The organism is Paraburkholderia aromaticivorans (genome assembly GCF_002278075.1).
Taxonomy (GTDB): domain Bacteria; phylum Pseudomonadota; class Gammaproteobacteria; order Burkholderiales; family Burkholderiaceae; genus Paraburkholderia; species Paraburkholderia aromaticivorans.
This window is the reverse complement of record NZ_CP022989.1, coordinates 2,170,639-2,195,944: the sequence shown is the minus strand read 5'-3', so window position 1 is coordinate 2,195,944 and position 25,306 is coordinate 2,170,639. Positions and strand designations below refer to the sequence as shown.

Here is a 25,306-nt window from a genome sequence, read left to right as displayed (position 1 = left end):
TCGCGCTCTGGCGCTGGGAACTGGCAGGCGCCAGTCAGCCGCGACCAGCGAGGTGCGCCCAGCCGGAAGGCGGCGCCGCGCCGGCCAGCCACCGGCGCGTTACGCGTCGAAGCAGATCAGCCCCGTTATTCCGCACCGCCGGCGGCATCCGGCGCCGACGGGATCAGGAAGTGTTCGCGGTAGTACTTCAGTTCGTCGATCGACTCGTGAATGTCGGCGAGCGCCGTGTGCATCGCCCGTTTCTGGAAGCCCTTGTAGATGGCCGGCTGCCAGCGGCGGCACAGCTCCTTCAGCGTGCTGACGTCGAGATTGCGGTAATGGAAGAAGCGCTCCAGATCCGGCATCCAGCGGGCCATGAAGCGGCGGTCCTGGCAGATCGAGTTGCCGCACATCGGCGATTTGCCCGGCGGCACGTAGACGCTCAGGAACTCGCGGATCTGTTCGGTGGCGTCGGCCTCGCTCACCGTGGAGGCCTTCACCCGGTCGATCAGGCCCGAACGGCCATGGGTGTTCTGATTCCACTGATCCATTCTGGCGAGCGTCTCGTCGCTCTGATGAATCGCCAGAACCGGGCCTTCGACCAGTCTGTCGAGCGTCGAATTGGTCACCACCACCGCGATTTCGATGATGCGGTCGGAATCGGGCTCGAGCCCGGTCATTTCCATGTCCAGCCAGACGAGATTCATGTCGCTGCGCACGAGCGGCGGCTGTTCGGTGGATGCGAGGATGTCAGTCATGAAGGCAACCCTGATGGCCGGGCAAACGGCTTGCCTGCAAGCCCGCCTGCCGCGGCGATTGTTCGTTTGAGATTGGATTAAGCTGGTGCGAGCCGGTTTGAGCTCACCCTCCCCGCCGCGAAGCGGGAAGAAACATATAATTCTCGCATAGATACCACGGAATCCCCGGATGCCTACCCTGTACTTCACCGTTCTGTTCGTCGTCGCCGTCGTGGCGATGGTCGGCACCAAACTGTGGCTCGCGTCGCGGCAAATCCGCTTCGTGGCCCGCCATCGCGAGCAGGTGCCGAGCCAGTTCGCCGGCACCGTCGCGCTCACCGCGCACCAGCGCGCCGCCGACTACACCGTCGAGCGCACCCGTCTCACCATGATCGAGATCGTCGTCAGCGCGGCCGTGCTGATCGGCCTCACGCTGCTCGGCGGCGTGCAGGCGCTCGATCTGGGCATCTCCGACCGGCTCGGCCGTGGTTACATCGGCCAGATGGCGCTGGTCGCCGCGGTGATCGCGATCACGAGCGCAATCGACCTGCCGTTCGATTACTACCGCCAGTTCGTGGTCGAACAGCGCTTCGGCTTTAACCGCATGAGCAAGGGCATTTTCTTCGTCGACCGGATCAAGGGCGTGTTGCTCGGCGCCGCGTTCGGCCTGCCGCTGCTGTTCGTCGTGCTGTGGCTGATGAACCAGGCGGGCAGCTTGTGGTGGCTGTGGACCTGGATCGTGTGGGTCGTCTTCCAGATGCTCGTGCTGGTGCTGTATCCGTCGTTTATCGCGCCGCTTTTCAACAAGTTCGAGCCGCTCAAGGACGAAGCGCTGAAAAGCCGCATCGAAGCGCTGATGCAACGCTGCGGCTTCGCCGCCAAAGGCCTCTTCGTAATGGACGGCAGCCGCCGTTCGGCACATGGCAACGCCTACTTCACCGGTTTCGGCGCGGCCAAGCGGATCGTGTTCTTCGACACGCTGCTCGCGCGCCTGTCGGGCAGCGAGATCGAAGCCGTGCTCGCGCACGAGCTCGGCCACTTCAAGCGCCGTCACGTGATCAAGCGCATGCTCGTCACCTTCGCGATCAGTCTCGCCATGCTCGCCCTGCTCGGCTGGCTCACGCAGTGCGTGTGGTTCTATGAAGGGCTGGGCGTGCGGCCGTCGCTGGTCGGCGGCAATAGCGGCCTCGCACTGGTGCTGTTCTTCCTCGCGCTGCCGGTGTTCCTGTTCTTCGTCACGCCGCTCGGCAGCCTCAGCTCGCGCAAGCACGAGTTCGAAGCCGACGCGTTCGCAGCGACGCAGACCGACGCGCAAGACCTCGTCAACGCGCTCGTCAAGCTGTACGAGGACAACGCGTCGACCCTGACGCCCGATCCGCTCTACACCGCCTTTTACTACTCGCATCCGCCGGCGTCGCAGCGGATCGACCGCCTGCTGCGGCACGCATGAGCGGCCGCTCCCCGAAAGCGCCGCGCGCGCCGTCCGCCACGCGCGTAGGTGGCCTCGTGGTGGCCGCGCATGGCCGCCACTACCTGGTCGCGCCTGAAGACGGTGGTGCCATGCTCCAATGCTTCCCGCGCGGCAAGCGCAGCGAAGTGGCGGTGGGCGATCGTGTGATTTACGAGCCGGCTTCGGCGGATCAAGGCGTGATCGTCGAGATCGGCGAACGGCGCAATCTGCTCTATCGCTCGGATCAGTACAAGTCGAAACTGTTCGCCGCCAACCTCGATCAACTATTGATCGTGCTCGCCACCGAACCTCACTTCAGCGAAGACCTGCTCGGGCGCGCGCTCGTCGCGGCCGAGGCGAACGAGCTGAAGCCGTTGATCGTGCTGAACAAGACCGACGTCACCGATGCGCTAGAAGGCGCGCGCAAGCGGCTCGAGCCGTATCGCGCGCTGGGCTACACGGTCGTGGAAGTGTCCATCAAGACACAGCCCGAGGCCGCGCGCGCCGCATTGATCGAACATCTGCATGGTCATTCGACGCTGCTGCTCGGCCAGTCGGGTATGGGCAAGTCGACACTGGTCAATCTGCTGATTCCGAATGCGGAAGTCGCCACGCGCGAGATTTCGACGGCACTCAACAGCGGGCGCCATACGACGACTTTCACGCGCCTCTATCCGCTGCCGGACAGTGCGGACGGCATAGGCGGCTCGTTGATCGACTCGCCGGGCTTTCAGGAATTCGGCCTGCATCATCTGACCGAGGGCCGGCTCGAGCGCGCGTTTCCCGAGTTCAGGCCGTTACTGCCGAACTGCCGGTTCTACAACTGCCACCACTTGCATGAACCGGGTTGCGCGATCCTCGAAGCGGTCGCGGACGGCCGCATTCGTCGCGAGCGGCATACGCTGTATGCGCAACTGGTGCACGAAGCCAGTCAGATCGTGCGCTGACATGAAACTAATGCGCGCGCCGAATCTGCTCATCGGGCAGCACTGGGTCAATGTGCTGGCCACCGCGGGTATTGCTTGCGAGTTGCACAACCGTTACCTGAACGGCGCGCTCGGCGATATTCCGGCGGATCAGTGCTCGCCCGAGCTGTGGCTCGTCGATGAACGCGATGAGGCGATGGCGCGGAAGTTGATCGACGCGGCATCGCATGGGCCGGCGGCGGGGACGCCTGGCTGGCGCTGCGGGCAATGTGGTGAGACGCTCGAGGCGCAGTTTACGGTGTGCTGGCAATGCGGGACGGCGCGGGACCCGCGGGATGGGTGAGGCGTGGTTCTGTCGAATGGGCGTGGAGCGGTGGCTTGGGCGGATCGTGGCCGCGACAGTTTAGAACCCGGCGCGTAATCGACTTAAGTGCGCGCGCGTTGAGTGAGCTTCGGACTCACGCTCATCGGCTCTCGTGTTTCTGTTTGAGAGCGGTAGCGGATTAGTTCAGCACCGGGTGCGGGCATAAAAAAAACCGGACAATGTCCGGTTTTTTTTATGCTAGTCCGAACGACTAACGGAACGACCTCAAGCAAGCCACACCGCGATCGTCAGCATCAGCAGCAGAATCATCCACAGCACCACCGCGCGCCACACGAGGCCCACGGCCGATTGCAGCGTGCGCGGCGTGCAGTCGTCGCCGACCTGCATCGGGCCGCCGTCGCCGGTAGCCAACGCGTCGAGGCTGGAGGGCTCGGCGAGCGGCCCGCTCAAACGCGCGCCCAATGCACCGCTGCCCGCGGCCAGCAACACGCCGTCGTTCGCATCCGGCCACTGACGCGCATGGTTGCGCCATGCATAAATCGCGTCTTCGAAATTGCCGACAATCGCAAAGCCCAGCGACGTCAGCCGCGCCGGCACCCAGTCGATCACGAAGAAGGCGCGCTGCGCAAAGCTCGAAAACGCGACAGTGCGATCGTCGACCGGGCGCGCCCATGTGCGCGCCAGATATTCGGCAATCCGATAGAGCACCGCACCCGCCGGGCCGACCGGAATCAGGAACCAGAAGAACACGCCGAACACGTGCCGATGCGAAGCGACCACCGCATGGATCAGCGTATGACGCACGATCTCGCTAACGGGCATGTCGACGGTATCGAGCCCGGTCCACTCGTTCAGGATTTCACGGGCGTGCGGCACGTCGTCGTTGTTCAACGCGAGGTGGATGTCCGTGAAGTAGTGGCTGAACTGGCGAAAGCCGAGCGTGAAGTACAGCACCGCCACGTTCCACAGGAACGCCAGTGCAAAGTGAATGTGATACAGCACGTAGTAGACGAGCGCGACGCCCAGCGTCCAGGGCACCACCACCACGAGCCAGGCGAGCAAGCCATGCTTCGGCTTACCGGCATCGAAGCCGTGCGCCGCCGACTCCGCATGGTACTGAAGCAGCGCCGACACCGGATTGTTCGGCGACAGCGCTCGCACTTGTTCAATGATCAGGGCCAGCAATACAGAGAAAAAAGTCATGCGATGCGCCGTGCTTTTCGAGTTTTACGATTGTTTTATAACGATAGCACAGGGTCGGATGCGACTGAGCGCAGACGTTGACAAACACCCAACAACTGCACAGTCCTGGGCGCTTTACGCCGCGAGGAAGCGATAGAAGTTGCGCAGCATCGCCGCCGTCGCGCCCCAGATGAAGTAGTGCCCGCCGAGCCCGTTCCCGGTCTCTCCGGCGCCGGCTTGAGCCGACGCGGCCCGTGGATATGGCATGGCAAAGAAGCGCCGCTCGCCGCCCTCATAACGGAACACGCGCTCTTCGTGATGGGCGGGGTTCATAAGAAAAGCGAGCGGCACTTCGAAGACTTCGGCCACTTCGAGCGCGTCCGCCTTGACGGTAAACGGCGGATGCACAAGGCCGATGACCGGCGTCACGCGAAAGCCGGTGCCCGTTAGATAGTCAGGCAACGCACCGAGAATTTCCACACGCGAGGGCGCGAGACCGACCTCCTCCTGCGCTTCGCGCAGCGCAGTGGCGGTGGCATCGGCATCGAAAGGTTCGTGACGGCCGCCCGGAAAGCTCACCTGACCAGCATGATCGTTCAGATGGTCGGCGCGCTGGGTCAGCAGCACCGTCAGGCCGGGCTCGCGCACCACCAGCGGCACTAGCACCGCCGCGACGCGCGGATCCGCGTGAATGTCGCGCCACGGCGCTTCGACGATAGGTTCGGGAGTCCAGGCAAGGCGCTGCTCGAAGCGTGCGCGCAGGCCGTCGGGCGTGAGACGGTCGCCCGCCACCGGCGGCAGGTCGGCGCCTGTTGCTTCGACAGGCAGAGTTTCAGGCTCAAAGACGGGGCGGATCAACGGGTCTCTCGAATGAGCGGATAGGGGACATGCCGCTATTTTGACCTGGCAAACAAAAAAGCACCCGTGAGGGGTGCTTTTTCTTACAGCATTTACGCTTGGGAAGCAGCGCGGTCTTTCGAGACCAGCTTTTCCTTGATCCGGGCCGACTTGCCCGAACGGTCGCGCAGGTAGTACAGCTTCGCACGGCGCACGTCACCACGACGCTTGACGACGATGCTTGCCAGCAGCGGCGAGTACGTCTGGAACGTACGCTCGACGCCTTCGCCCGACGAAATCTTGCGGACGATGAACGACGAATTCAGACCACGGTTACGCTTGGCGATCACGACGCCTTCGTAAGCCTGAACACGCTTACGCGTACCTTCAACCACGTTCACGCTGACGATCACCGTATCGCCGGGAGCGAATTCGGGGATGGTCTTCTCGCCGAGGGCGCGCGCGATTTCTTCCTGCTCGAGTTTTGCAATCAGATTCATCACTGACTCCTAAGTCCATCTTGTCGGCGTTCGTACCTGCCTTGCACTAAGTTTCCTTATTGCGCTCGGCTACGGCCCCGATAGAGGATGGGATCACATCAGGCGCCGTGCACGCATGCACGGCGCCGCCTAATGTCCGCTCAAAAGACCCAAGGCTTTACGCCTTCGACTCTTCCTTCGCGAGACTCGCGAGCCATGCCTCGTCGGCACGGCTCAACATCTTGTTCTTCCTGGCCTTCACGATCAGATCCGGCCGTTTGTTCAACGTGTTGCGCAAGGCTTCACGCCGACGCCACGCTTCGATCTCCGCATGATGGCCGCCGAGCAGCACATCGGGCACGCGCACGCCGTTGTATTCCTCAGGACGCGTGTAATGCGGACAATCCAGCAGCACGTCGACAAAACTATCCTGCACCGCGGACTGCGAGTCGTTGAGCACACCGGGCAACTGACGCACCACGGCATCCATCAACGCCATAGCCGGCAATTCACCGCCCGACAGCACGAAGTCGCCAAGGCTGACTTCTTCGTCGACGACACGGTCGAGCAAACGCTGGTCGATCGCTTCATAGCGCCCACACAACAGGATCAGACCGGGTTCGGCAGCGAACTGCATGACGCGGTCGTGATTCAGCGTGGCACCTTGCGGCGACATCATCACGACACGCGGCGCGCCGATACCCTGCTCCGCCTGCGCCGCTTTCGCCGCGCCGATCGCGTCTTCCAGCGGCTTAGCCAGCATCACCATGCCGGGGCCGCCGCCGTACGGGCGATCGTCGATTGTGCGATAGTTGTCGGTCGTGAAATCGCGCGGATTCCACGTACGCAAACCGTAGCGCTTCTGCTTCGCCGCACGGCTGGTGATACCCCAGTCGGTCAGCGCACGAAACATGTCAGGAAAGAGCGTGACGACATCGAACTGCATCGCTCTCTCCGTTCAGCGAATGATTTTAGTAATCGGCTTCCCAGTCGACCGTGATCTGCTTCGCCGTCTGGTCCACCGTTTTGACAAAGACGCCGACGAACGGGATCAAACGCTCGCCGGTGACCGGCTTGCCGCTTTTGTCTGTAGCCGGATATTCGATACGCATTACCGAGTGCGCACCGTTGTCGATCATGTCTGCAACCTTGCCGAGATTGACCCCGGCAACGTTCACCACATCCAGACCGAGCAAGTCGACCCAGTAGAATTCGTCGGCTTCGAGAGCCGGAAATTCGCTGCGGCTGATATAGACGCGGGAGCCGCGCAGTGCCAGCGCCACGTCGCGGTCAGTGACGCCGCCCAGATGGGCCACCACACTGTCGCTATGCGTTTTCGCCTGCAATGACGGCGCCGACTTGCGCTCCTGGCCTTTAACCAGCCACCAGCGCTTCGCGCTTAGCAAAGCGTCGCCGCCATGCCCGGCGTCCGCATGAGCGGCTACCTTGACCCAGCCTTTGAGGCCGTAAGCGTCGACGATTGCACCGACCTCGACCGCGTCGGCCGGCCAGCTTTCTGCCGTTTCCATGCGCATTTCTGCTGCACCGGACCCGGCGTTTGCAACATTGGCTTTCGCCTTGCCTTCGGCTTTTTCGACCGGTTTGCGGACGAATGCACCGAACGGCGCCTGACCAGACGTCTTCGCGCGCGGGGCTGCGGCTTTTTCCTTTGCGCGACCTGAACTGCCGGAATCACGCTCAGTCATGAGAGCACCTCGCTGTCAGCTTCGACGCCTGCTTCAGCAAAACAACGCGCGCATCGGACTGCTCATTGGACCGCTCACGCAAACCGCGCGAGCCGCCGGTCGAGCCGACGACGATACGCAGGCTAGCTGGCATTAAGCAGCCGGCTGCGCCTTTGCAGCTTCCTTCACGAGACGCTCGACGGTCGGCGACAGTTGTGCGCCAACGCCTTGCCAGTACGTCAGGCGGTCTTGAGCGATACGCAGCGACTCACCCTTCGTAGCAACCGGGTTGTAGAAGCCAACGCGTTCGATAAAGCGGCCGTCACGACGGTTACGCGAATCGGTTGCGACGATGTTGTAGAACGGGCGCTTCTTGGAGCCGCCACGAGCCAAGCGGATGATGACCATACTAGAATCCTTGAAAACCGGGGTTCGGAACGACTGAAACACGCGATTATAGCGGGAAACCGACGCCATAACAAACACTTACCGGGATAAACTGAGCGACGGTGTTGCGCCGGCCATCCAGGAAGGGACCCCACACCGCGTCGAAACGCCCGAATTACCTGACGGAGCGCCCTTGAAACTCCTGCCGCCCATTGTGTTTTTGCGCGACTTTTTTAGTGCTGCCGTACGGTTCGGGTTTGCCGGCGCGGCGCGCACTTTGCGAAACAGGACCCTGCGTACAGGCACGGCTCTGTTGCTCGCCGCGGCTGCCCTGCCGGCGCTTGCCGCACTGCCGGTGGAGCGGATCAAACTGCCGCCCGGCTTCCGAATCGAAGTCTTGTCGGACGCCGTGCCGAGTGCACGCGCCATGGCGCTTTCGCCCAAAGGCATACTTTATATAGGCAGCCTCGACGGCCACGTCTACGCCCTCGAATTGCAAAATGGACGCGTAACGGCGCGCCACGTCATCGCTTCCGGGCTGGAAACGCCGGCCGGCGTGGCGTGGCACGATGGCGCGCTCTATGTTTCGGCCGTGTCGAAAATTGTACGCTTCGATGCGATCGACGCCCACCTGAACGATCCGCCCAAACCGTCCGTGGTGACCGACAGCCTGCCCACGGAGACGCACCACGGCTGGAAATTCATCGCCTTCGGCCCGGACGGCAAGCTGTACGTGCCGCAAGGCGCGCCGTGCAACGTATGTCTGAAAGACCGCAACCGTTTCGGCCTGATCGGCCGCATGGACCCGGACGGCAGCCACTATGAAGTCGTGGCACGCGGCATTCGCAATTCGGTCGGCTTCGCGTGGCATCCGGTGACGCATGAACTGTGGTTCACCGACAACGGCCGCGACCTGCTCGGCGACGACATACCGGACGACAAACTCAACCGCGCGCCGCGCGCCGGGCTGGATTTCGGCTTTCCTTACTGCCACGGCGGCGACACACCCGATCCCGAGTTCGGCAAAGATCGTCCGTGCAGTTCGTTCACGCCGCCAGCGGCCAAACTGGGTGCGCACGTCGCGGCGCTCGGCTTGCGCTTTTACAACGGTGCGATGTTTCCGCCCGCTTACCGGAACACGATCTTCATCGCCGAGCACGGTTCGTGGAACCGCGGCAAGAAGGTCGGTTATCGCGTCGTGCACGTCGTCACGGACCCCAACGGCAGCAATGCCCGCCAGGAAGTCTTTGCCGAAGGATGGCTGCAACCCGGAGAGGCCGTGTGGGGCCGTCCCGCAGACGTGTTGCCGCTGCCCGACGGTTCACTCCTGATCAGCGACGACTACGCAGGCGCGGTCTATCGCGTCACTTATTCGGCGCCCTAGCCAGACGTTGGCGACGCGCAACCGCTGGGCGCCCGCAACGCCCAGCCATCCTGCCACACCGCCCACCCGCGCCGCCGGTGCACACCCGATTCCGCCGCTGCTCACAACACCGCCCCGCTGCCGCGCCGCCCGCCACGTGGCCGGCGACCCGCGGCGGGCGTAGAATGCGCGTCGGTCCGCGCGAGCCGCGCGCCGCTCCTTTAGACCGTCCATCACTCTGCTCTCGCCTACATGTCCACCCTTGCTTCGGCTTCCCCGCGCTTCAGATCCAAGACGATAACCGCCGCACTGGCGTTCTTCTTCGGCTGCCTCGGCGTTCATCGGTTCTATCTGTACGGCACGCGCGACGTCTACGGCTGGGCTCACCTGATCGGTACGCTGATCGGCATTCCCGGCGCGATGCTGGTGGTAGCCAGCGAACGGGCCTCGATGCTTGGCTGGTTGCTGGCGTTTCCCGGTGCGGTGTCGTTGCTCGCCGCGTTTCTGGCCGCGATCGTCTACGGGCTGCGTCCGGACGAAAAGTGGGACGCGCAGTTCAACACCCACACTCAGCGCAAGAGCCGCTCTGGCTGGACAGTCATTTTCGTCGTGATCTTTTCGCTGCTGATCGGCGCTTTCCTGCTCATGACAGGGCTCGCCATCTCCTTCCAGACTTACTTCGAAGGCCAGGTTCAGGCGGCCAAAGCACTCTCGCAGTGATTCGCCGCGCACCGCGCTAAAAAAGATCCAGTTGAGGGTCGTTGCGCGCCGGTTCAGCGGCACGCGGCGCTTCCACCCGACGAAAGTGCGACATATCCAGAATGCCGCGGTCACGCCGGTTCAGCCCCAAGCAGCGTACCGCCTTCTGGAATCGCTGCTTGAGGAGGTCCGCCCACAAACCTTCTCCCTTCATTCGCGCGGAGAAGTTCGAGTCGTAGTCTTTTCCGCCCCGCATGTCCCGCACGCGACCCATGACCCGTTCGGCGCGGTCGGGAAAATGGGCCGCGAGCCAATCTTTGAATAGCGGCGCAACTTCCCACGGCAGACGCAGCACGATATAGCTCGCGTTGCTCGCCCCCGCCTCCGCACAGGCCTCCAGCACGCGCTCCATGTCCGGTTCGGTAACGAACGGAATCACCGGCGCGATGCTCACGCCAACCGGAATGCCCGCCTCGCTCAACGTGCGGATGGTGCGCAGCCGCCGTGACGGTGTGGCCGCGCGAGGTTCGAGCGTGCGGGCAATCTCGGCGTCCAGCGTGGTGATGGTGATGGCAGCCATGAATTGCCCGCGCGCCGCCATGGGCGCCAGCAGATCGAGATCGCGTTCGATCAGCGACGATTTGGTGATTGCCGCGAACGGATGGTGACGCTCGCTGAGCACTTCGATCACTCGGCGCGTGAGCCGCAAGTCACGCTCGGCGGGCTGCCACGCGTCCGTATTGACGCCCAACGCGATCGGCTCCGGCACATAGGACTTCTTCGACAGTTCCCGCTCGAGCAACTCCGGCGCGTTGATCTTGGCGTAGATCCGGCTTTCGAAGTCGAGCCCCGGTGACAGCCCCAGATAGCTGTGCGTGGGCCGTGCAAAACAATAGATGCAGCCGTGCTCGCAGCCGCGGTACGGGTTCAGCGACACGCCGAACGGAATATCCGGCGACGCATTGCGCGTGAGGATGGTCTTGGCCCGCTCTTCGAAAACCTGGGTACGCAAGACCCTGGGCTCGTCCTCGCGCTGCGCCTCCGACAGCCAGCCGTCGTCCACCGCTTCACGCTGGTCGACTTCGTAGCGGCCTTGCAAGTTCGTCACCGCGCCGCGGCCCTTGCGAGGCGCGGGCGGCGCGATCGGAAATTCATTGACGGGTGGGGAATCGGAGTCGGTCACGGCTGGAACACGGCTGGAGCACGCAAAATACAAACGGCGCAAACACCTGTACAAATATACAGTGTTTACGCCGTTTGTCGAGCCCCGACGTGCGCGTGCCCCCGCCTTCTAATCCCCGACCGCGATCGTCAGCGTTTCCTTGATCTCTTCCATCACCACGTAGCTTTTGGACTGCACCGCGCCGGGCAGTTGCAGCAGGATGTCGCCCAACAGCTTGCGGTAATCGGCCATTTCGCCGATGCGCGCCTTGATCAAGTAGTCGAAGTCGCCCGACACGAGGTGGCATTCCAACACCTCGGGGATCTTCTGCACCTCGCGGCGAAACTGGTCGAACATGTTGCCGCTCTTGTGATCGAGCGTGATCTCGACGAACACCAGCAGCGCCGCGCCTAACTCCGCCGGGTTCACGCGCGCGTGGTAGCCGGTTATGACGCCATCGCGCTCCATCCGCTTGACGCGTTCGATGCACGGCGTGACCGACAGGCCAACCTGTTCGGCCAGGTCTTTCATGGCCATGCGGCCGTCCTGCTGCAACAGGCGCAGGATCTTGTGATCGAGTTTGTCGAGAGCCCGGACCGGCTGGCGCTGTGTACGCATGATGTTTTTGCTGAAAATCTTGAAAATACAATAACAAAACCTGCCTGACTGTTAATAGTATAGCGGTTAACACTGGGCGATCAGCGTTATACCTCGTGAATCGAACGAATCCAACGACTCGACGAGCACACCGCCCTCAGACCTCATTTTTGAAAATCCTGGAGCATCTATGCGAGTCGTCGTTTTGGGCAGTGGCGTCGTCGGGGTGACGAGTGCGTACTATCTGGCACGCGCCGGTCATGAAGTAACCGTTATCGATCGCGAGGCCGGCCCGGCGCTCGAAACCAGTTTCGCCAATGCCGGCCAGATCTCGCCGGGCTACGCGTCGCCGTGGGCGGCGCCGGGCGTACCGCTAAAGGCGGTCAAGTGGATGTTCCAGAAACACGCGCCGCTGGCGATCCGCCTCGACGGCACGCAATTCCAGTTGCAATGGATGTGGCAGATGCTGCAAAACTGCACGTCGTCGCGCTATGCGGTGAACAAGGGCCGTATGGTCCGCCTCGCCGAATACAGCCGCGACTGCCTGCAGGCGCTGCGCGCCGAAACCGGCATCCAGTACGAAGGCCGCACCGGCGGCACGCTGCAGGTGTTCCGCACCCAGCAGCAATTCGACGGCGCCGCGAAAGATATCGCCGTGCTGCAGGAAGCCAATGTGCCGTACGAACTGCTGTCGCCGGCTGAACTGGCGCAAGCGGAACCGGCGCTCGCCGCGGTATCGCACAAGCTGACCGGCGGTCTGCGCCTGCCGGGCGACGAAACCGGCGACTGCCAGATGTTCACCACGCGCCTCGCCGCGCTGGCCGAACAGCTGGGCGTCAAATTCCGCTACAACACGCCGATCGACGCACTGGCGATGGCGGGCGACCGCATCGCCGGCGTGAAGTGCGGCGAAGAACTGGTGCGTGCGGATTCGTTCGTCGTCGCGCTGGGTTCGTATTCCACCCAATTCCTGTCCGGTCTCGTGAAGATCCCGGTCTATCCGCTCAAGGGTTATTCGATCACCGCGCCGATCGTCAACGAAGCGTCGGCGCCGGTGTCGACCGTGCTCGACGAGACCTACAAGATCGCGATCACGCGTTTCGACGACCGGATTCGTGTCGGCGGCATGGCCGAGATCGTCGGCTTCGACAAATCGCTGCGCCAGGCGCGTCGCGACACTCTGGAACTGTGCGTGAACGATCTTTTCCCGGGCGGCGGCGATACGTCGAAGGCTACGTTCTGGACCGGTCTGCGTCCGATGACGCCGGACGGCACGCCGATCGTCGGCCGCACGCCGGTAGCGAACCTGTTCCTGAACACGGGCCACGGCACACTGGGCTGGACCATGTCGTGCGGCTCGGGCCAACTGCTCGCCGACGTGATGTCGGGCAAGCAACCGGCCATCAAGGCAGACGACCTGTCGGTGCATCGCTATCTCGGCGAGATCGGCGGCGCCCATCGCCCAGCTTATGCGTAACGTTTAACGACGCTTCGCGAGCGGTGGACCTGGTGTGTGATCCCACAGTCCAGCGCGGCAAAAACAACGGCGCCTCACAAGGCGCCGTTTGTTTTTTCAAGCGGAGCAGAAGCAGCGTCAGAACTGATCTTCAGACAACGCCAGCACACTCTCCCCACCCTTCGCGCTGACAATCGACGCCTCCAGCGCCGACGCCTGCGTCAGCACATGCTCCGCATAGAACTGCGCGGTCGCGATCTTCGCGCCGTAGAACGAAGGATCCTCGTCGCGCTTTGCGGCCGCCACCAGCAACGCACGCGCCATCTGCCAGCCGCCGAGCACGATGCCCGCGAGCTTCAGATACGGCACGCTGCCGGCGAACACCGCGTTCGGATCACTCTTCGTATTGGCAACGACGAAATCAACGGCGGCACTCAGCGAGCGATGACCCTGCGCAAGATACTTCTTCATCGACTCGAACGCCGGACCTTGCTGCGCGCCGAGCGCCTCGACCGTTTCAGCCACGCCGGCGAGCAGCGACTTCGCCACCTTGCCGCCGTCGCGCACGGTCTTGCGGCCGATCAGATCGTTCGCCTGGATCGCGGTCGTGCCTTCGTAGATCGGCAGAATGCGCGCATCGCGGTAATACTGCGCGGCGCCGGTCTCTTCGATGAAACCCATGCCGCCATGCACCTGCACGCCGAGGCTCGTGACATCGATCGACAGCTCCGTGCTCCAGCCCTTCACGATCGGCACGAGGTATTCGTAGATCGCCTGATGTTCGGCCCGCGTGGCCTCGTTCGCGTGACGGTGCGCGATGTCGCAGTGCGCCGCGGCCACATAAGCGAGCGCGCGCGACGCTTCGGTGAGGCCGCGCATGGTCGCGAGCATGCGGCGCACGTCCGGGTGCTGGATGATCGCGACCGGTTGTTTCGCGGAGCCATCCACCGGACGGCTTTGCACCCGGTCTTTCGCGTACGCCACCGCCTTCTGGTAAGCGCGGTCCGAGATGCCCACGCCCTGCATGCCGACCGCGAAACGCGCCGCGTTCATCATGATGAACATGTACTCGAGGCCGCGATTCTCTTCGCCGATCAGATGACCGATCGCGCCGCCGTGGTCGCCGAATTGCAGCACCGCGGTCGGGCTCGCCTTGATGCCGAGCTTGTGTTCGATCGACACGCAATGCACGTCGTTGCGCGCGCCGGGCGAGCCGTCTTCATTGACGAGAAACTTCGGCACGATAAAGAGCGAAATGCCCTTCACGCCTTCCGGTGCGTTCGGCGTGCGCGCCAGCACGAGATGGGCGATGTTCTTCGCCATGTCGTGCTCGCCCCAGGTGATGAAAATCTTCGTGCCGAACAGTTTGAACGAACCGTCGCCCTGCGGCTCGGCGCGCGTGCGCACCAGCGCGAGATCGGAGCCGGCCTGCGGCTCGGTGAGGTTCATCGTGCCGGTCCATTCGCCGGAAATGAGCTTCGGCACATAGGTCTGTTTCTGCGCTTCGGTGCCGGCCGTCAGCAGCGCTTCGATCGCGCCGTCGGTGAGCAACGGACACAGCGCGAACGACAGGTTCGACGCGTTGAGCATTTCGACGCAGGGCGTCGCGATGAGCTTCGGCAGGCCCTGGCCTTCGTACTCGAGCGGATGTTGCACGCCCTGCCAGCCGCCTTCGCCGAACTGGCGGAACGCTTCCTTGAACCCGGGTGTCGCGGTGACCACGCCATCTTTCCAGCTGCTCGGATTGCGGTCGCCTTCGACGTTCAGCGGCGCGAGCACTTCGCCGCACAGTTTCGCCGACTCTTCGAGCACGGCCTGCGCGGTGTCCAGGTTCGCGTCTTCGAAGCCCGGCAGCGTCGCGATGTGTTCGAGACCGGCCAGTTCTTTCATCACGAACAGCATGTCCTTGATGGGTGCCGTATAGCTCATTTCCGTCTCCTCCGACTCTAATAAAAAAGGGCGCTGGACTTGATCGGTCCGCGCCCTTCCCGTGTTGCCAGACGCCTTTTACAAGGCGCTTCGGCGCTTAGCCCAGCTCGCTAACGAGTTCCGGCACGACCGTGAACAGATCGCCCACCAGACCGTAGTCGGCGACGCTGAAAATCGGCGCTTCCGGGTCTTTGTTGATCGCGACGATCACTTTGCTGTCCTTCATGCCGGCCAGATGCTGGATCGCACCCGAGATGCCGACCGCGACGTACAGTTGCGGCGCGACGATCTTGCCGGTCTGCCCCACCTGATAGTCGTTCGGTACGAAGCCCGCATCGACTGCGGCACGCGATGCGCCCAGCGCTGCGTTCAGCTTGTCAGCCAGCGGTTCGAGTACCTTGGTGTAGTTTTCGCCGTTGCCCAGACCCCGGCCGCCCGACACGATGATCTTCGCCGACGTCAGTTCCGGACGATCCAGCTTCGTCACTTCACGGCTCACGAACTGCGAGATGCCGCTGTCCGCTGCCGCTTCGATCTTCTCCACCGATGCGCTGCCGCCTTCCGCTGCAACCGCGTCGAAACCGGTCGAGCGGACCGTGATGACCTTGATCGGATCAGCCGATTGCACCGTGGCGATTGCGTTGCCTGCGTAGATCGGGCGCTCGAACGTGTCGGCGCTATCCACGGCCGTGATGTCGCTGATCTGCGCGACGTCCAGCTTCGCGGCGATACGCGGCGCGATGTTCTTGCCGTAGGCCGTGGCCGGCGCGAGGATGTGCGTGTAATCCTTCGCGATGTTCAGCACCGTCGCTTCGACGTTTTCCGCGAGGCCCGCTTCGAGTTGCGGCGCGTCAGCCAGCAGCACTTTGCTCACGCCTGCAATCTTCGCTGCCGCATCCGCCGCGGCCTGCGCGTTGTGACCCGCGACCAGCACGTGAATATCACCGCCGATCTTCTGGGCCGCTGCGATCGTATTCAGCGTCGCGGCCTTGATCGACGCGTTGTCGTGTTCAGCAATTACCAGATTCGTCATTTCGTCCGTCTCCTCACAGCACCTTGGCTTCGGTCTTCAGCTTCTCGACCAGCGTCTTCACGTCCGGCACCTTCACACCGGCGGAGCGCTTGGGCGGCTCGACAACCTTCAGCGTTTTCAGGCGCGGCGTCACATCAACGCCCAGGTCTTCCGGCTTGATGACTTCCAGCGGTTTCTTCTTCGCCTTCATGATGTTCGGCAGCGTCACGTAGCGCGGTTCGTTCAGGCGCAGGTCGGTGGTGATGACGGCGGGCAGCTTCAAAGACAGCGTTTCAGCGCCACCGTCCACTTCACGCGAAACCGTCGCCTTGCCGTCTGCCACGACGACCTTCGAGGCAAACGTCGCCTGCGGCAATCCGGCCAGCGCAGCCAGCATCTGGCCGGTCTGGTTCGAATCGTCGTCGATGGCCTGCTTGCCGAGAATCACCAGCTGCGGCTGTTCCTTGTCGATCAGCGCCTTCAGCAGCTTGGCTACCGCCAGCGGCTGCAGTTCTTCGCCCGACTCGATCAGGATCGCGCGATCCGCGCCGATCGCCAGCGCCGTGCGCAGCGTTTCCTGCGACTGCGTGACACCCGCCGACACGGCGATCACTTCGGTCGCCACGCCCGCTTCCTTCAAACGCACCGCTTCCTCAACCGCGATTTCGTCGAACGGATTCATCGACATCTTCACATTCGCGATGTCGACGCCCGTGCCGTCCGATTTGACTCGAACTTTCACGTTGTAATCGACCACTCTCTTGACTGGCACCAGGATTTTCATGCACACGCTCCAAAGTTACGAATACGTCAACCCAACGAACATTATAACGACTGCCCTCGCGGCAGCCCTGTCGCGGGCGCTCTAGCAGGAGGATATCGCTCCTCAGCGGCGTGACGGCAATATCGAACGATCGTTCTATTTTAATCTCGAAAAAACCCGGGAGACAACCCCGGGTCCCGACTTACGACTCTAATTCTGCATTGCCGTCGTATCTTGCTTGCTCTGCAGGCCGCCGGCTCACCAAGCGGTGATCACGGCCCCGCCGAATTTGCTTTCAACAAACTGCTTCACTTCCGGTGAATGATACGCCGCGACCAGCTTGGCGACCCACGGCTTGTTCCTGTCCGCCTCGCGAATCGCGATGATGTTCACATACGGCCCCTTCGGGTCTTCAATCGCGATGGCGTCCTGCTTGGGCTTCAGACCCGCTTCCATCGCGAAGTTGGTATTGATTGCGGCAGCGTCCACGTCGTTCAGCGAGCGCGGAATCTGCGCGGCGTCGAGCTCGACGATCTTCAGCTTCTTCGGGTTCTCGACGATATCGAGCGGCGTCGCCTTCAGGCCCGCGTCGGCGCGCAGTTTCAGCAAGCCCTGCTTTTGCAGCAACAGCAGCGCGCGGCCGCCGTTGGTCGGATCGTTCGGTACCGCGATCTTCGCGCCCGGCTGCAGTTCGGCCAGCGTCTTCACTTTCTTCGAATAGATGCCCATCGGGTACGTGACCGTATCCGCGACACGAATCAGCTTGTAGCCGCGGTCTTTCACCTGCGCCTGCAGATACGGGTCGTGCTGGTAGCTGTTCGCGTCCAGATCGCCGCCGGCGAGCGCGGCGTTCGGCTGCACGTAATCCGAGAATTCGACGATCTTGATGTTCAGACCGTTCTTCGCCGCGACCGTCTTCACGACTTCCATGATCTGCGCGTGCGGGCCGCCGGTGACGCCGACCTTGATCGAATCTTCAGCGCGAGCCGCGCCGGCAGCGAACAGCGACGCCGCGCCGAGCACGGCGGCCAGTTTGAGAATGAAACGACGTTGCATGATGGACCTTTCCAAACCTATTCGAAATTGTTGTTTTACTTATGGCTCAAACGACGCACGAGCCAATCCCCGAACGACTGCACCAACTGCACGAAGACGATCAGAATCACCACGACCGTCAACATCACTTCCGGCAGGAAACGCTGATACCCATAACGAATGCCGAGATCGCCAAGACCGCCGCCGCCGATCGCGCCGGCCATCGCCGAGTAGCCGACCAGCGAGACGAAGGTGATCGTCAGCCCGGCGACCACGCCCGGCAGCGATTCCGGCAACAACACCTTGAAGACGATCTGGCTGGTGGTCGCGCCCATCGCCTGCGCGGCTTCGATCAGTCCGCGATCCACTTCCCGCAACGCCGTCTCGACCAGACGCGCGATGAACGGCGCGGCGGCGATCGTCAGCGGCACGACGGCGGCCGCTGTTCCGATCGACGAACCCACCACGAGGCGCGTGAACGGAATCACGGCGACCAGCAGAATGATGAACGGCGTCGAGCGGACCGCATTGACGACCACGCCCATCACGCGATTCACCGCGACGTTCTGCAGCACGCCCTGGCGATCCGTCAGATACAACAGAACGCCGAGCGGCAAGCCCACCAGAGCGCCGACCAGCCCGGAAATGCCCACCATGACGAGCGTTTCCCAGAACGACTGGACGAACATGTCCAACATTTCACTCAACATACGACAGCTCCTCCACCACCACGCCCTGTTCACGCAGATACGTCAGCGCCTGCGCCACTTTCGCCGGTTCGCCGCCCGCGAGCACCGCGAGCGAGCCGAACGCCTGCCCCTGGATCTCGTCGATCTGGCCGTGCAGGATGTTGAAGTCGAGTTCGTAACGGCGAATGGTTTCCGACAGGATCGGCTGATCGACGCCGGAGCCGGTGAACGCGAGTCGCAGCAAGTGACCGCTGCCGGTCTTCAGGCGCTCCGCGACGCGCGCCTTCATGGCGGGCGGCAGCTCCTGCGCGATCACGTCGCCGATCAGCGCGCGCGTGACTTCGTGATGCGGTTGCAGGAACACGTCGATGACCTTGCCTTCTTCGACCACACGGCCCGCGTCCAGCACCGCGACGCGGTCGCAGACCTGCTTGATCACGTCCATCTGGTGCGTGATCAGCACGATCGTCAGGTTCAGTTCGCGATTGATGCGCTTGAGCAGGTCGAGAATCGCGCGGGTGGTTTCGGGGTCGAGCGCGGAAGTCGCTTCGTCGGAGAGCAGCACTTTCGGCTTGCTCGCCAGAGCGCGTGCGATGCCGACGCGCTGTTTTTGGCCGCCGCTGATCTGCGCCGGATAGCGGTCTTTTTGCGCCGACAGGCCCACCAGGTCGAGCAGCGGCAGCACGTTCGCTTCGATTTCGTCGCGCTTCATGCCGGCGAGTTCGAGCGGCAGCGCGACGTTCTCGTACACCGTGCGCGAGGACAGCAAATTGAAGTGCTGGAAGATCATGCCGATCTCGCGGCGCGCCTCGCGCAATTGCGCGGCGGGCAGCGTCGTCAGATCGCGGCCGTTGACGACGATATTGCCTTCACTCGGGCGCGTCAGCAGGTTGAGGGTGCGCACGAGCGTACTCTTGCCCGCGCCGCTGCGGCCGATGATGCCGAACACCTCGCCCGCCGGAATCGACAGATTGACGTTGTGCAGCGCCTCGACCCAGCCCCGGGGCCCGGCGAACCGCTGGGAGATATTGCGTATTTCGATCATGGAAAAACGAAACGGCGGAGGCTGCCGGCGAGCATGATGCGCTCCCGACAAGCGGCCGCCGTTGCTTTTATTGGGATTTGAGCCCGCAATTCTACCGCAGCGCTGACATTCCCTTTAATAATCAATTACGATCTTTTCATAACCCATTGGAATTAGAGGGCCGCCCGGTGCCGGATGCTCGCGCGCGGCCCGCCGCTGCGACTATGATCGGGCGGGACGAAATCAGGATAAGCGGCAGCCATGGAGATATCCCCAAGCAGCACCGCGCGGCCCGTCGGGGGCAAGCGGCACGCCGGCGAGCCGCTGCGCTCGTCGGTCACGACCGGCGACGGCGTGGAATTACCGCTGTACCGCTGGCCGGCCGTCGCGCCGATGCGCGCCACCGTGGCGCTGATCCACGGGCTCGCCGAGCACGCCGGGCGTTACGCCGCGCTCGCCGCAAGGCTGAACGCGGCCGGCATAGAACTGGTGGCGATCGATCTGCGCGGCCACGGCCACGCGCCCGGCAAGCGGGCCTATGTGAAGCGCTTCGACGACTATCTGCTGGACGCGCAAGCCTTGCTCGACGCCGCGGCGCAAAGTTGCGCGCCGCTCTTCCTGATGGGTCACAGCATGGGCGGCGCCGTGGCCGCGCTCTACGCGATCGAGCGCCTCCAGGCGAGCGGCCGGCGCCTGAACGGCCTGGTCCTGTCGAGCCCGGCGCTCGCGCCCGGCCGCGACGTGCCGCGCTGGATGCTCAAGCTGAGCCAGGTGATCAGCCGTTTCTACCCGAGCTTCCCGGCGATGAAAATCGACGCCGCGTTGCTCTCGCGCCTGCAACCCGTGGTGAACGCCAATCGCAACGATCCGCTCGTGCATCACGGCGCGATTCCCGCCCGCACCGGCGCGGAACTGTTGCTGGCGATGGCGCGCATCGAACGCGGACGGGCGGGCTTGCGGGTCCCGCTGCTGGTCTATCACGGCACCGCCGACAAGCTCACCGAACCCGACGGCAGCCGCGAATTCGGCCAGCACGCCGGCTCGCCGGACAAGACGCTGACCTTGTACGAAGGCAGCTATCACGAAACGATGAACGACATCGACCGCGACCGGGTGATCGGGGCGTTGATCGAGTGGATCGACAAACGGCTGGCGGCGAGCGCCTGAAAGCCTGAACGACGCGGCTAGCCCGCGTCACGCTTCCAGTCGGGCGGCCGTTTGTCGATGAAAGCCTGCACGCCTTCGAGCGCCGACTCATCCATCATGTTGCAAGCCATCGTCTGGCCGGCAAGCTGGTAAGCCGCTTCGATGCCCATCTCCAACTGACGATAGAAGAGCCCCTTGCCGGCGCTCACGGCTGCGGCGGGCTTCGCGCAGATGCTGGCGGCGAGCCGCGCGAGCTCCGCGTCGAGCGCATCGGCGGGGACCACGCGGTTCACGAGACCCTCCCGCTTCGCGCCCACAGCGTCGATGAAATCGCCGGTTAGCAGCATTTCAAGCGCGGCCTTACGCGACAGGTTGCGCGACAGCGGCACTGACGGCGTCGCGCAGAAGAGCCCGAGGTTCACGCCGGACACGGCAAAACGCGCCGTATCGGCCGCGACCGCCAGATCGCACATCGCGACGAGCTGACAGCCGGCCGCGGTCGCTATACCTTGCACGCGCGCGATCACCGGTTGCGGCAGGCGCTGGATCGTCATCATCAGCTTCGTGCAGCGGGCGAACAGCGTCTGGTAGTACGCGAGCGACGGCGCCGCGCGCATTTCCTTCAGATCGTGCCCCGCACAGAACGCCCGGCCGGCGCCGGCGATCACGACCACGCGCGCGTCCGACCGGCCGATCTCGCTCAACGCGGACTGCAGATCGTCGAGCATGGCTTCGGACAGCGCGTTGAAGGCGTCGGGCCGGTTCATCGTCAAACGCACGACGCCCGGCACGCCGTACGCGTCGGGTTCGATCTCGACCAGTGAAGCATGGCGCGCGTCGGCGTTCATGGCTCGCTCCTGATTGAATGGATGGCGCCCGCGCCTGGCGCGGCGGCTCAGATCCCGGCCAGCGAGCGCACGTGGGCGACCACGCTGCGCCCCAGCGCGGACAGGTTGTAGCCGCCTTCGAGACAGCTGACGATCCGCCCGCGCGCATAGCGCTTCGCGATCTCGCGGATCTGGTCGGTGATCCACGCATAATCGTCTTCGACGAGGCCCATGTTGCCGAGGTCGTCCTCGCGATGCGCGTCGAAACCGGCCGAGATGAACACCATCTCCGGCTTGAAATCATGCAGGCGCGGCAACCACAGCATGTCTACCGCCTCGCGCACCGCCATGCCTTTCGAGCGCGCAGGCATGGGCACGTTGCACATGTTGGGCGCCTGGTTGTCGGCGCCGGTGAACGGGTAGAACGGATGCTGGAAGAAACTGCACATCAGCACGCGCGAGTCGCCCGAAAAAGCCGCTTCGGTGCCGTTGCCGTGATGCACGTCGAAGTCGATGATCGCGACCCGCGAGAGGCCGTGCACTTCGAGCGCATGACGCGCGGCGATCGCGACATTGTTGAAAAAGCAGAAGCCCATGGCGCGTGCCGGCTCGGCATGGTGGCCCGGCGGCCGCACGCTGCAAAAGGCGTTGTCGTAGCGGCCTTCGATCACCGCGTCGGTCGCCGCTACCGCTGCGCCCGATGCGCGCAATGCGGCTTGCAACGTGTGCGGGTTCATCGTCGTATCGGGATCGATTTCGGCCATGCCTTCGGCGGGCGAGCGGCTGCGGATGTAGTCGACGTGGGCTTGCGTATGCACGCGCAGCAGCGCGGCTTCGTCGGCGAGCGGCGCCGACTCGCGCTCGATCAGCGAGTCGATGCGGCTCGCGATCAATTGGTCTTCGATTGCCTGCAGGCGCGCCGGGCATTCGGGATGCCATTGCCCCATATCGTGCAGCAGGCAGTCGGGGTGGGAATAAAAGCCAGTTGCCATGATTCTTTTCGGCGGCGACGCGTTTCTTGGCGCGCGCGGCGTGTCTCCATCCAACGGCGCGCGCCCTCGGCGCGCCAACATTCATCAAGTTACCACACGATGCGGCCGTAACGTGTCAGGCACAGTTTTGCGGAAAGCGTCGGGTATACTGCGCCGATCGGTTTTTCCCCCGTCTCTCCCTTGTCTCCTGCGCACCGCGCCTTAGCTCACTATGACCGTCACGCTTGCTCTGTCTGCACGAAACCGGCTACGCACCAGAACCATGGCCGCCGCACTGTCCGTCGCATCGTGCATGTTCATGGCAACCAGTCCCGCGATCGCGCAAAGCGCCGGCAAGAAACCTCCGGTGCTGCTCGCGCAAGGCCAGCCGCAACCCGCTGTGCCGCAAGGGCAAACGTTTGAAGAAGAGATCATCCCGCAGCGCTACGCGAACAATCCCAATGTCGACGCGTTCATCAACGACATGGTCGCGCGCTACGACTTCGACGAGTCCGCGCTGCACGCGCTCTTTGCCGGCGTGAGCTATTCGGCGACCGCAGTCAAGCTCGTGACGCCGCCGCCCTCCCCGGCGGTCAAGAACTGGCGCGTGTACCAATCGCGCTTTCTCGACCAGGTCCGCATCAATGCCGGCGTGCGCTTCTGGCGCGCGAACCAGGCCACGCTGCAGCGCGCCTATGAAGAGTTCGGCGTGCCGCCGGAGGTGATCGTCGGCATCATCGGCGTGGAGACGATCTATGGGCGCTTCATGGGCAACTTCCGTGTGCTCGACGCGCTGACCACGCTCAGCTTCGACTATCCGGGCACCGCCAATCGCGCGGATCGCCAGGCGACCTTCCGCAAGAATCTCGAAGACTACCTGGTGTGGACGCGCGACTCGCAGATCGACCCGACCACGGTGCTGGGCTCCTATACCGGCGCGATCGGCATTCCGCAGTTCCTGCCGAGCAGCATCGTCCAATACGCGGTGAGCTACGACGGCAACCGGCAGATCGACTTGCGCACGAGCCAGGCCGATGCGATCGGCAGCGTGGCGAATTACCTGCGTCAGAACGGTTGGGAAAGCGGCCGGCCGGTCGTGTGGAAGATCGGCTCGGACGCCGGCAGCCTCGGCGTCGCGCAAGCAGCGGCCGACGGCCAGCCCGAGCCGCACTGGCCGCTCGATCAATTGCTGCGCGCCGGGTTGCTGCTGAACGAACCCGGCGTGGATATCGCGTCGGAAGCCGGCACGCCGGTCACGGTGGTGGATCTGCCTTCGCCCGGACGCGGCACCGAGTTCATGCTGGGCTTGAAGAACTTCTACGTGCTGACGCGCTATAACCGCAGTTTCTTTTATGCGCTCGCGGTCTATCAACTGGGTCAGCGGGTCAAGGCACAGATGGAGGCTGGCGATGCGACGAATGCCGGCAACAACGCGGCGGTGCCGGCTGGCGCTTCACAATAGACGGTAGTGGGCGCGGCAGGTCCGCCTCACGCGAAGACAAAAAAAGCGCCGGTTGTGAATCGGCGCTTTTTTTCATTGACGGCCCAGAAGCCGGCCGGATACGGACCAGAAACGCCGCGACGCGTTCAAGCCGGAAACACACCGGTGGACAGATAGCGGTCGCCGCGGTCGCAAACGATGAACACGATCGTCGCGTTCTCGACTTGCCGCGCGACGCGCAGCGCCACTTCGCACGCGCCGCCCGACGAGATACCGGCAAAGATGCCTTCCACCGACGCCATGCGCCGCGCCATGGCCTCGGCGGCGGCTTGGCTCACGTTCTCCACACGATCCACGCGGCTGCGATCGAAAATTTTCGGCAGATAGGCTTCCGGCCATTTACGGATGCCCGGAATGCGCGACCCCTCTTCGGGCTGCGCGCCGATGATCTCGATCGCCTGGTTCTGCTCTTTCAGATAGGTGGACACGCCCATGATCGTGCCGGTCGTGCCCATGGACGACACGAAGTGGGTAATGCGCCCTTCGGTGTCGCGCCAGATTTCCGGGCCCGTGCCTTCGACGTGCGCGGCCGGATTATCCGGATTGGCGAACTGGTCGAGGATGATGCCCTTGCCTTCGCGCTGCATCTGCTCGGCCAGATCGCGTGCGTACTCCATGCCGCCCGTGACCGGCGTGAGAACGATCTGCGCGCCATAGGCGGCCATGCTCTGACGGCGCTCCACCGACAGATCTTCCGGCATGATCAGCACCATTTTGTAGCCACGGATCGCGGCTGCCATGGCGAGTGCGATGCCGGTGTTGCCGCTGGTCGATTCGATCAGCGTGTCGCCCGGCTTGATGCGCCCGCGCGCTTCCGCTTTCTTGATCATCGACAACGCCGGGCGATCCTTCACCGAGCCCGCAGGGTTGTTGCCCTCGAGCTTCGCAAGGATCACGTTGTTGCGGCTGCGGATCTCGTCGTCGGGAAGACGGACGAGTTGCACGAGTGGCGTATTGCCGATCGTGTCTTCAATCGTTTTGTAAGCCATATCGGTTCTGGTGCTGTCGCTGCGCAGAGTCTTAATCTGTCGATTCTAAACCACCGTGCCCGCGGCTGCCGCGCGGCCCTTCTGTCCGCATGGATGCAGGCGCCTGCCAGCGAGCGCCCGCAACGCAAAAAGCCCGCGGCTGAGAACCGCGGGAGC

General features: G+C 63.5%; 26 protein-coding genes. 8 read left to right on the top strand and 18 right to left on the bottom strand.

The genetic code is table 11. The features are described 5' to 3' along the window. Positions 1-125 precede the first annotated feature (125 nt). Entirely contained in the window at positions 126-737 is a 612-nt protein-coding gene (gene orn, locus CJU94_RS10095) for an oligoribonuclease (protein WP_095418569.1), read from the bottom strand. 169 nt (positions 738-906) lie between these two features. Here orn and CJU94_RS10090 point away from each other — a divergent pair, with 169 nt between their 5' ends. The 3 genes from CJU94_RS10090 to CJU94_RS10080 are packed head-to-tail and all read left to right on the top strand — an operon-like array spanning position 907 to position 3,435. Further along, on the top strand, positions 907-2,166 hold the full coding sequence (locus CJU94_RS10090; RefSeq protein ID WP_095418568.1) for a M48 family metallopeptidase: 1,260 nt from the start codon (positions 907-909) through the stop codon (positions 2,164-2,166). Next, entirely contained in the window at positions 2,163-3,113 is a 951-nt protein-coding gene (gene rsgA / locus CJU94_RS10085; RefSeq protein WP_095418567.1) for a ribosome small subunit-dependent GTPase A, read from the top strand. The genes CJU94_RS10090 and rsgA overlap by 4 nt, the downstream gene beginning before the upstream one ends. A 1-nt stretch (position 3,114) precedes the next feature. Further along, positions 3,115-3,435: a putative signal transducing protein gene (locus CJU94_RS10080; RefSeq protein WP_095418566.1), complete on the top strand. Its 321-nt coding sequence runs from the start codon at positions 3,115-3,117 to the stop codon at positions 3,433-3,435. A 246-nt stretch (positions 3,436-3,681) separates the two neighbouring features. On the opposite strand, the gene CJU94_RS10075 is transcribed toward CJU94_RS10080, so the two are convergent. The 6 genes from CJU94_RS10075 to rpsP form a co-directional block, all read right to left on the bottom strand. Further along, complete coding sequence (locus tag CJU94_RS10075) at positions 3,682-4,620, bottom strand: CobD/CbiB family protein (RefSeq protein WP_095418565.1); 939 nt, start codon at positions 4,618-4,620, stop codon at positions 3,682-3,684. Between the two features lie 114 nt (positions 4,621-4,734). Continuing rightward, on the bottom strand, positions 4,735-5,457 hold the full coding sequence (locus CJU94_RS10070) for a CoA pyrophosphatase (protein ID WP_095418564.1): 723 nt from the start codon (positions 5,455-5,457) through the stop codon (positions 4,735-4,737). A gap of 92 nt (positions 5,458-5,549) precedes the next feature. Continuing rightward, positions 5,550-5,936 (bottom strand): 50S ribosomal protein L19, encoded by a 387-nt coding sequence (gene rplS / locus CJU94_RS10065; protein ID WP_020069334.1) that lies wholly within the window; start codon positions 5,934-5,936, stop codon positions 5,550-5,552. Between the two features lie 157 nt (positions 5,937-6,093). Next, positions 6,094-6,861: a tRNA (guanosine(37)-N1)-methyltransferase TrmD gene (gene trmD / locus CJU94_RS10060; protein ID WP_095418563.1), complete on the bottom strand. Its 768-nt coding sequence runs from the start codon at positions 6,859-6,861 to the stop codon at positions 6,094-6,096. A gap of 25 nt (positions 6,862-6,886) precedes the next feature. Beyond that, complete coding sequence (rimM, locus tag CJU94_RS10055; protein ID WP_095418562.1) at positions 6,887-7,621, bottom strand: ribosome maturation factor RimM; 735 nt, start codon at positions 7,619-7,621, stop codon at positions 6,887-6,889. 132 nt (positions 7,622-7,753) lie between these two features. Continuing rightward, positions 7,754-8,008: a 30S ribosomal protein S16 gene (gene rpsP, locus CJU94_RS10050; RefSeq protein WP_007180912.1), complete on the bottom strand. Its 255-nt coding sequence runs from the start codon at positions 8,006-8,008 to the stop codon at positions 7,754-7,756. Between the two features lie 172 nt (positions 8,009-8,180). Here rpsP and CJU94_RS10045 point away from each other — a divergent pair, with 172 nt between their 5' ends. Together CJU94_RS10045 and CJU94_RS10040 are read left to right on the top strand one after the other, a co-directional pair. Then, a complete protein-coding gene (locus CJU94_RS10045) occupies positions 8,181-9,371 on the top strand; it encodes a PQQ-dependent sugar dehydrogenase (protein ID WP_095418561.1) in 1,191 nt (396 codons plus the stop codon). A 231-nt stretch (positions 9,372-9,602) separates the two neighbouring features. Further along, entirely contained in the window at positions 9,603-10,070 is a 468-nt protein-coding gene (locus CJU94_RS10040; protein WP_095418560.1) for an NINE protein, read from the top strand. A gap of 16 nt (positions 10,071-10,086) precedes the next feature. Here the strand turns inward: CJU94_RS10040 and CJU94_RS10035 are convergent, their stop codons facing one another. Continuing rightward, on the bottom strand, positions 10,087-11,232 hold the full coding sequence (locus CJU94_RS10035) for a PA0069 family radical SAM protein (RefSeq protein ID WP_095418559.1): 1,146 nt from the start codon (positions 11,230-11,232) through the stop codon (positions 10,087-10,089). A gap of 108 nt (positions 11,233-11,340) precedes the next feature. Then, entirely contained in the window at positions 11,341-11,829 is a 489-nt protein-coding gene (locus tag CJU94_RS10030) for an Lrp/AsnC ligand binding domain-containing protein (RefSeq protein ID WP_007180908.1), read from the bottom strand. Positions 11,830-11,998: 169 nt separating this feature from the next. On the opposite strand from CJU94_RS10030, the gene CJU94_RS10025 reads away from it, so the two are divergent. Next, positions 11,999-13,285: a D-amino acid dehydrogenase gene (locus CJU94_RS10025; RefSeq protein ID WP_095418558.1), complete on the top strand. Its 1,287-nt coding sequence runs from the start codon at positions 11,999-12,001 to the stop codon at positions 13,283-13,285. Between the two features lie 117 nt (positions 13,286-13,402). Here CJU94_RS10025 and CJU94_RS10020 read toward each other — a convergent pair whose 3' ends face one another. The 6 genes from CJU94_RS10020 to CJU94_RS09995 form a co-directional block, all read right to left on the bottom strand. Then, on the bottom strand, positions 13,403-15,193 hold the full coding sequence (locus CJU94_RS10020) for an acyl-CoA dehydrogenase (protein WP_095418557.1): 1,791 nt from the start codon (positions 15,191-15,193) through the stop codon (positions 13,403-13,405). Between the two features lie 97 nt (positions 15,194-15,290). After that, positions 15,291-16,226: an electron transfer flavoprotein subunit alpha/FixB family protein gene (locus tag CJU94_RS10015; protein ID WP_095418556.1), complete on the bottom strand. Its 936-nt coding sequence runs from the start codon at positions 16,224-16,226 to the stop codon at positions 15,291-15,293. Positions 16,227-16,239: 13 nt separating this feature from the next. Continuing rightward, positions 16,240-16,989, bottom strand: coding sequence for an electron transfer flavoprotein subunit beta/FixA family protein (locus CJU94_RS10010; RefSeq protein WP_095418555.1), 750 nt, complete (start codon positions 16,987-16,989; stop codon positions 16,240-16,242). A 237-nt stretch (positions 16,990-17,226) separates the two neighbouring features. Further along, positions 17,227-18,024: a MetQ/NlpA family ABC transporter substrate-binding protein gene (locus CJU94_RS10005; RefSeq protein ID WP_095418554.1), complete on the bottom strand. Its 798-nt coding sequence runs from the start codon at positions 18,022-18,024 to the stop codon at positions 17,227-17,229. 35 nt (positions 18,025-18,059) lie between these two features. Beyond that, entirely contained in the window at positions 18,060-18,713 is a 654-nt protein-coding gene (locus CJU94_RS10000; protein ID WP_095418553.1) for a methionine ABC transporter permease, read from the bottom strand. After that, positions 18,703-19,737, bottom strand: a complete 1,035-nt coding sequence (locus CJU94_RS09995; RefSeq protein WP_091800121.1) for a methionine ABC transporter ATP-binding protein — start codon at positions 19,735-19,737, stop codon at positions 18,703-18,705. The genes CJU94_RS10000 and CJU94_RS09995 overlap by 11 nt, the downstream gene beginning before the upstream one ends. Positions 19,738-19,977: 240 nt before the next feature. Here CJU94_RS09995 and CJU94_RS09990 point away from each other — a divergent pair, with 240 nt between their 5' ends. Further along, on the top strand, positions 19,978-20,883 hold the full coding sequence (locus CJU94_RS09990; RefSeq protein WP_095418552.1) for an alpha/beta hydrolase: 906 nt from the start codon (positions 19,978-19,980) through the stop codon (positions 20,881-20,883). A 17-nt stretch (positions 20,884-20,900) separates the two neighbouring features. Here CJU94_RS09990 and CJU94_RS09985 read toward each other — a convergent pair whose 3' ends face one another. Continuing rightward, complete coding sequence (locus CJU94_RS09985; RefSeq protein ID WP_095418551.1) at positions 20,901-21,710, bottom strand: enoyl-CoA hydratase; 810 nt, start codon at positions 21,708-21,710, stop codon at positions 20,901-20,903. 47 nt (positions 21,711-21,757) lie between these two features. After that, the gene (locus CJU94_RS09980) at positions 21,758-22,681 is read right to left on the bottom strand and encodes a histone deacetylase family protein (protein WP_095418550.1); all 924 of its coding nucleotides are present in this window, start codon (positions 22,679-22,681) and stop codon (positions 21,758-21,760) included. Between the two features lie 292 nt (positions 22,682-22,973). On the opposite strand from CJU94_RS09980, the gene mltB reads away from it, so the two are divergent. Beyond that, complete coding sequence (mltB, locus tag CJU94_RS09975; protein ID WP_095420281.1) at positions 22,974-24,122, top strand: lytic murein transglycosylase B; 1,149 nt, start codon at positions 22,974-22,976, stop codon at positions 24,120-24,122. Positions 24,123-24,247: 125 nt separating this feature from the next. On the opposite strand, the gene cysM is transcribed toward mltB, so the two are convergent. Next, positions 24,248-25,150 (bottom strand): cysteine synthase CysM, encoded by a 903-nt coding sequence (gene cysM / locus CJU94_RS09970; RefSeq protein ID WP_007180896.1) that lies wholly within the window; start codon positions 25,148-25,150, stop codon positions 24,248-24,250. Positions 25,151-25,306 lie beyond the last annotated feature (156 nt).

Bases quoted from the DNA above. Each gene is read 5' to 3' on its own strand.
- orn (WP_095418569.1), bottom strand. From the start codon at position 737: ATGACTGACATCCTCGCATCCACCGAACAGCCGCCGCTCGTGCGCAGC.
- CJU94_RS10090 (WP_095418568.1), top strand. From the start codon at position 907: ATGCCTACCCTGTACTTCACCGTTCTGTTCGTCGTCGCCGTCGTGGCG.
- rsgA (WP_095418567.1), top strand. From the start codon at position 2,163: ATGAGCGGCCGCTCCCCGAAAGCGCCGCGCGCGCCGTCCGCCACGCGC.
- CJU94_RS10080 (WP_095418566.1), top strand. From the start codon at position 3,115: ATGAAACTAATGCGCGCGCCGAATCTGCTCATCGGGCAGCACTGGGTC.
- CJU94_RS10075 (WP_095418565.1), bottom strand. From the start codon at position 4,620: ATGACTTTTTTCTCTGTATTGCTGGCCCTGATCATTGAACAAGTGCGA.
- rplS (WP_020069334.1), bottom strand. From the start codon at position 5,936: ATGAATCTGATTGCAAAACTCGAGCAGGAAGAAATCGCGCGCGCCCTC.
- trmD (WP_095418563.1), bottom strand. From the start codon at position 6,861: ATGCAGTTCGATGTCGTCACGCTCTTTCCTGACATGTTTCGTGCGCTG.
- rimM (WP_095418562.1), bottom strand. From the start codon at position 7,621: ATGACTGAGCGTGATTCCGGCAGTTCAGGTCGCGCAAAGGAAAAAGCC.
- rpsP (WP_007180912.1), bottom strand. From the start codon at position 8,008: ATGGTCATCATCCGCTTGGCTCGTGGCGGCTCCAAGAAGCGCCCGTTC.
- CJU94_RS10040 (WP_095418560.1), top strand. From the start codon at position 9,603: ATGTCCACCCTTGCTTCGGCTTCCCCGCGCTTCAGATCCAAGACGATA.
- CJU94_RS10030 (WP_007180908.1), bottom strand. From the start codon at position 11,829: ATGCGTACACAGCGCCAGCCGGTCCGGGCTCTCGACAAACTCGATCAC.
- CJU94_RS10025 (WP_095418558.1), top strand. From the start codon at position 11,999: ATGCGAGTCGTCGTTTTGGGCAGTGGCGTCGTCGGGGTGACGAGTGCG.
- CJU94_RS10020 (WP_095418557.1), bottom strand. From the start codon at position 15,193: ATGAGCTATACGGCACCCATCAAGGACATGCTGTTCGTGATGAAAGAA.
- CJU94_RS10015 (WP_095418556.1), bottom strand. From the start codon at position 16,226: ATGACGAATCTGGTAATTGCTGAACACGACAACGCGTCGATCAAGGCC.
- CJU94_RS10010 (WP_095418555.1), bottom strand. From the start codon at position 16,989: ATGAAAATCCTGGTGCCAGTCAAGAGAGTGGTCGATTACAACGTGAAA.
- CJU94_RS10005 (WP_095418554.1), bottom strand. From the start codon at position 18,024: ATGCAACGTCGTTTCATTCTCAAACTGGCCGCCGTGCTCGGCGCGGCG.
- CJU94_RS10000 (WP_095418553.1), bottom strand. From the start codon at position 18,713: ATGTTGAGTGAAATGTTGGACATGTTCGTCCAGTCGTTCTGGGAAACG.
- CJU94_RS09995 (WP_091800121.1), bottom strand. From the start codon at position 19,737: ATGATCGAAATACGCAATATCTCCCAGCGGTTCGCCGGGCCCCGGGGC.
- CJU94_RS09990 (WP_095418552.1), top strand. From the start codon at position 19,978: ATGGAGATATCCCCAAGCAGCACCGCGCGGCCCGTCGGGGGCAAGCGG.
- CJU94_RS09985 (WP_095418551.1), bottom strand. From the start codon at position 21,710: ATGAACGCCGACGCGCGCCATGCTTCACTGGTCGAGATCGAACCCGAC.
- CJU94_RS09980 (WP_095418550.1), bottom strand. From the start codon at position 22,681: ATGGCAACTGGCTTTTATTCCCACCCCGACTGCCTGCTGCACGATATG.
- mltB (WP_095420281.1), top strand. From the start codon at position 22,974: ATGTTCATGGCAACCAGTCCCGCGATCGCGCAAAGCGCCGGCAAGAAA.
- cysM (WP_007180896.1), bottom strand. From the start codon at position 25,150: ATGGCTTACAAAACGATTGAAGACACGATCGGCAATACGCCACTCGTG.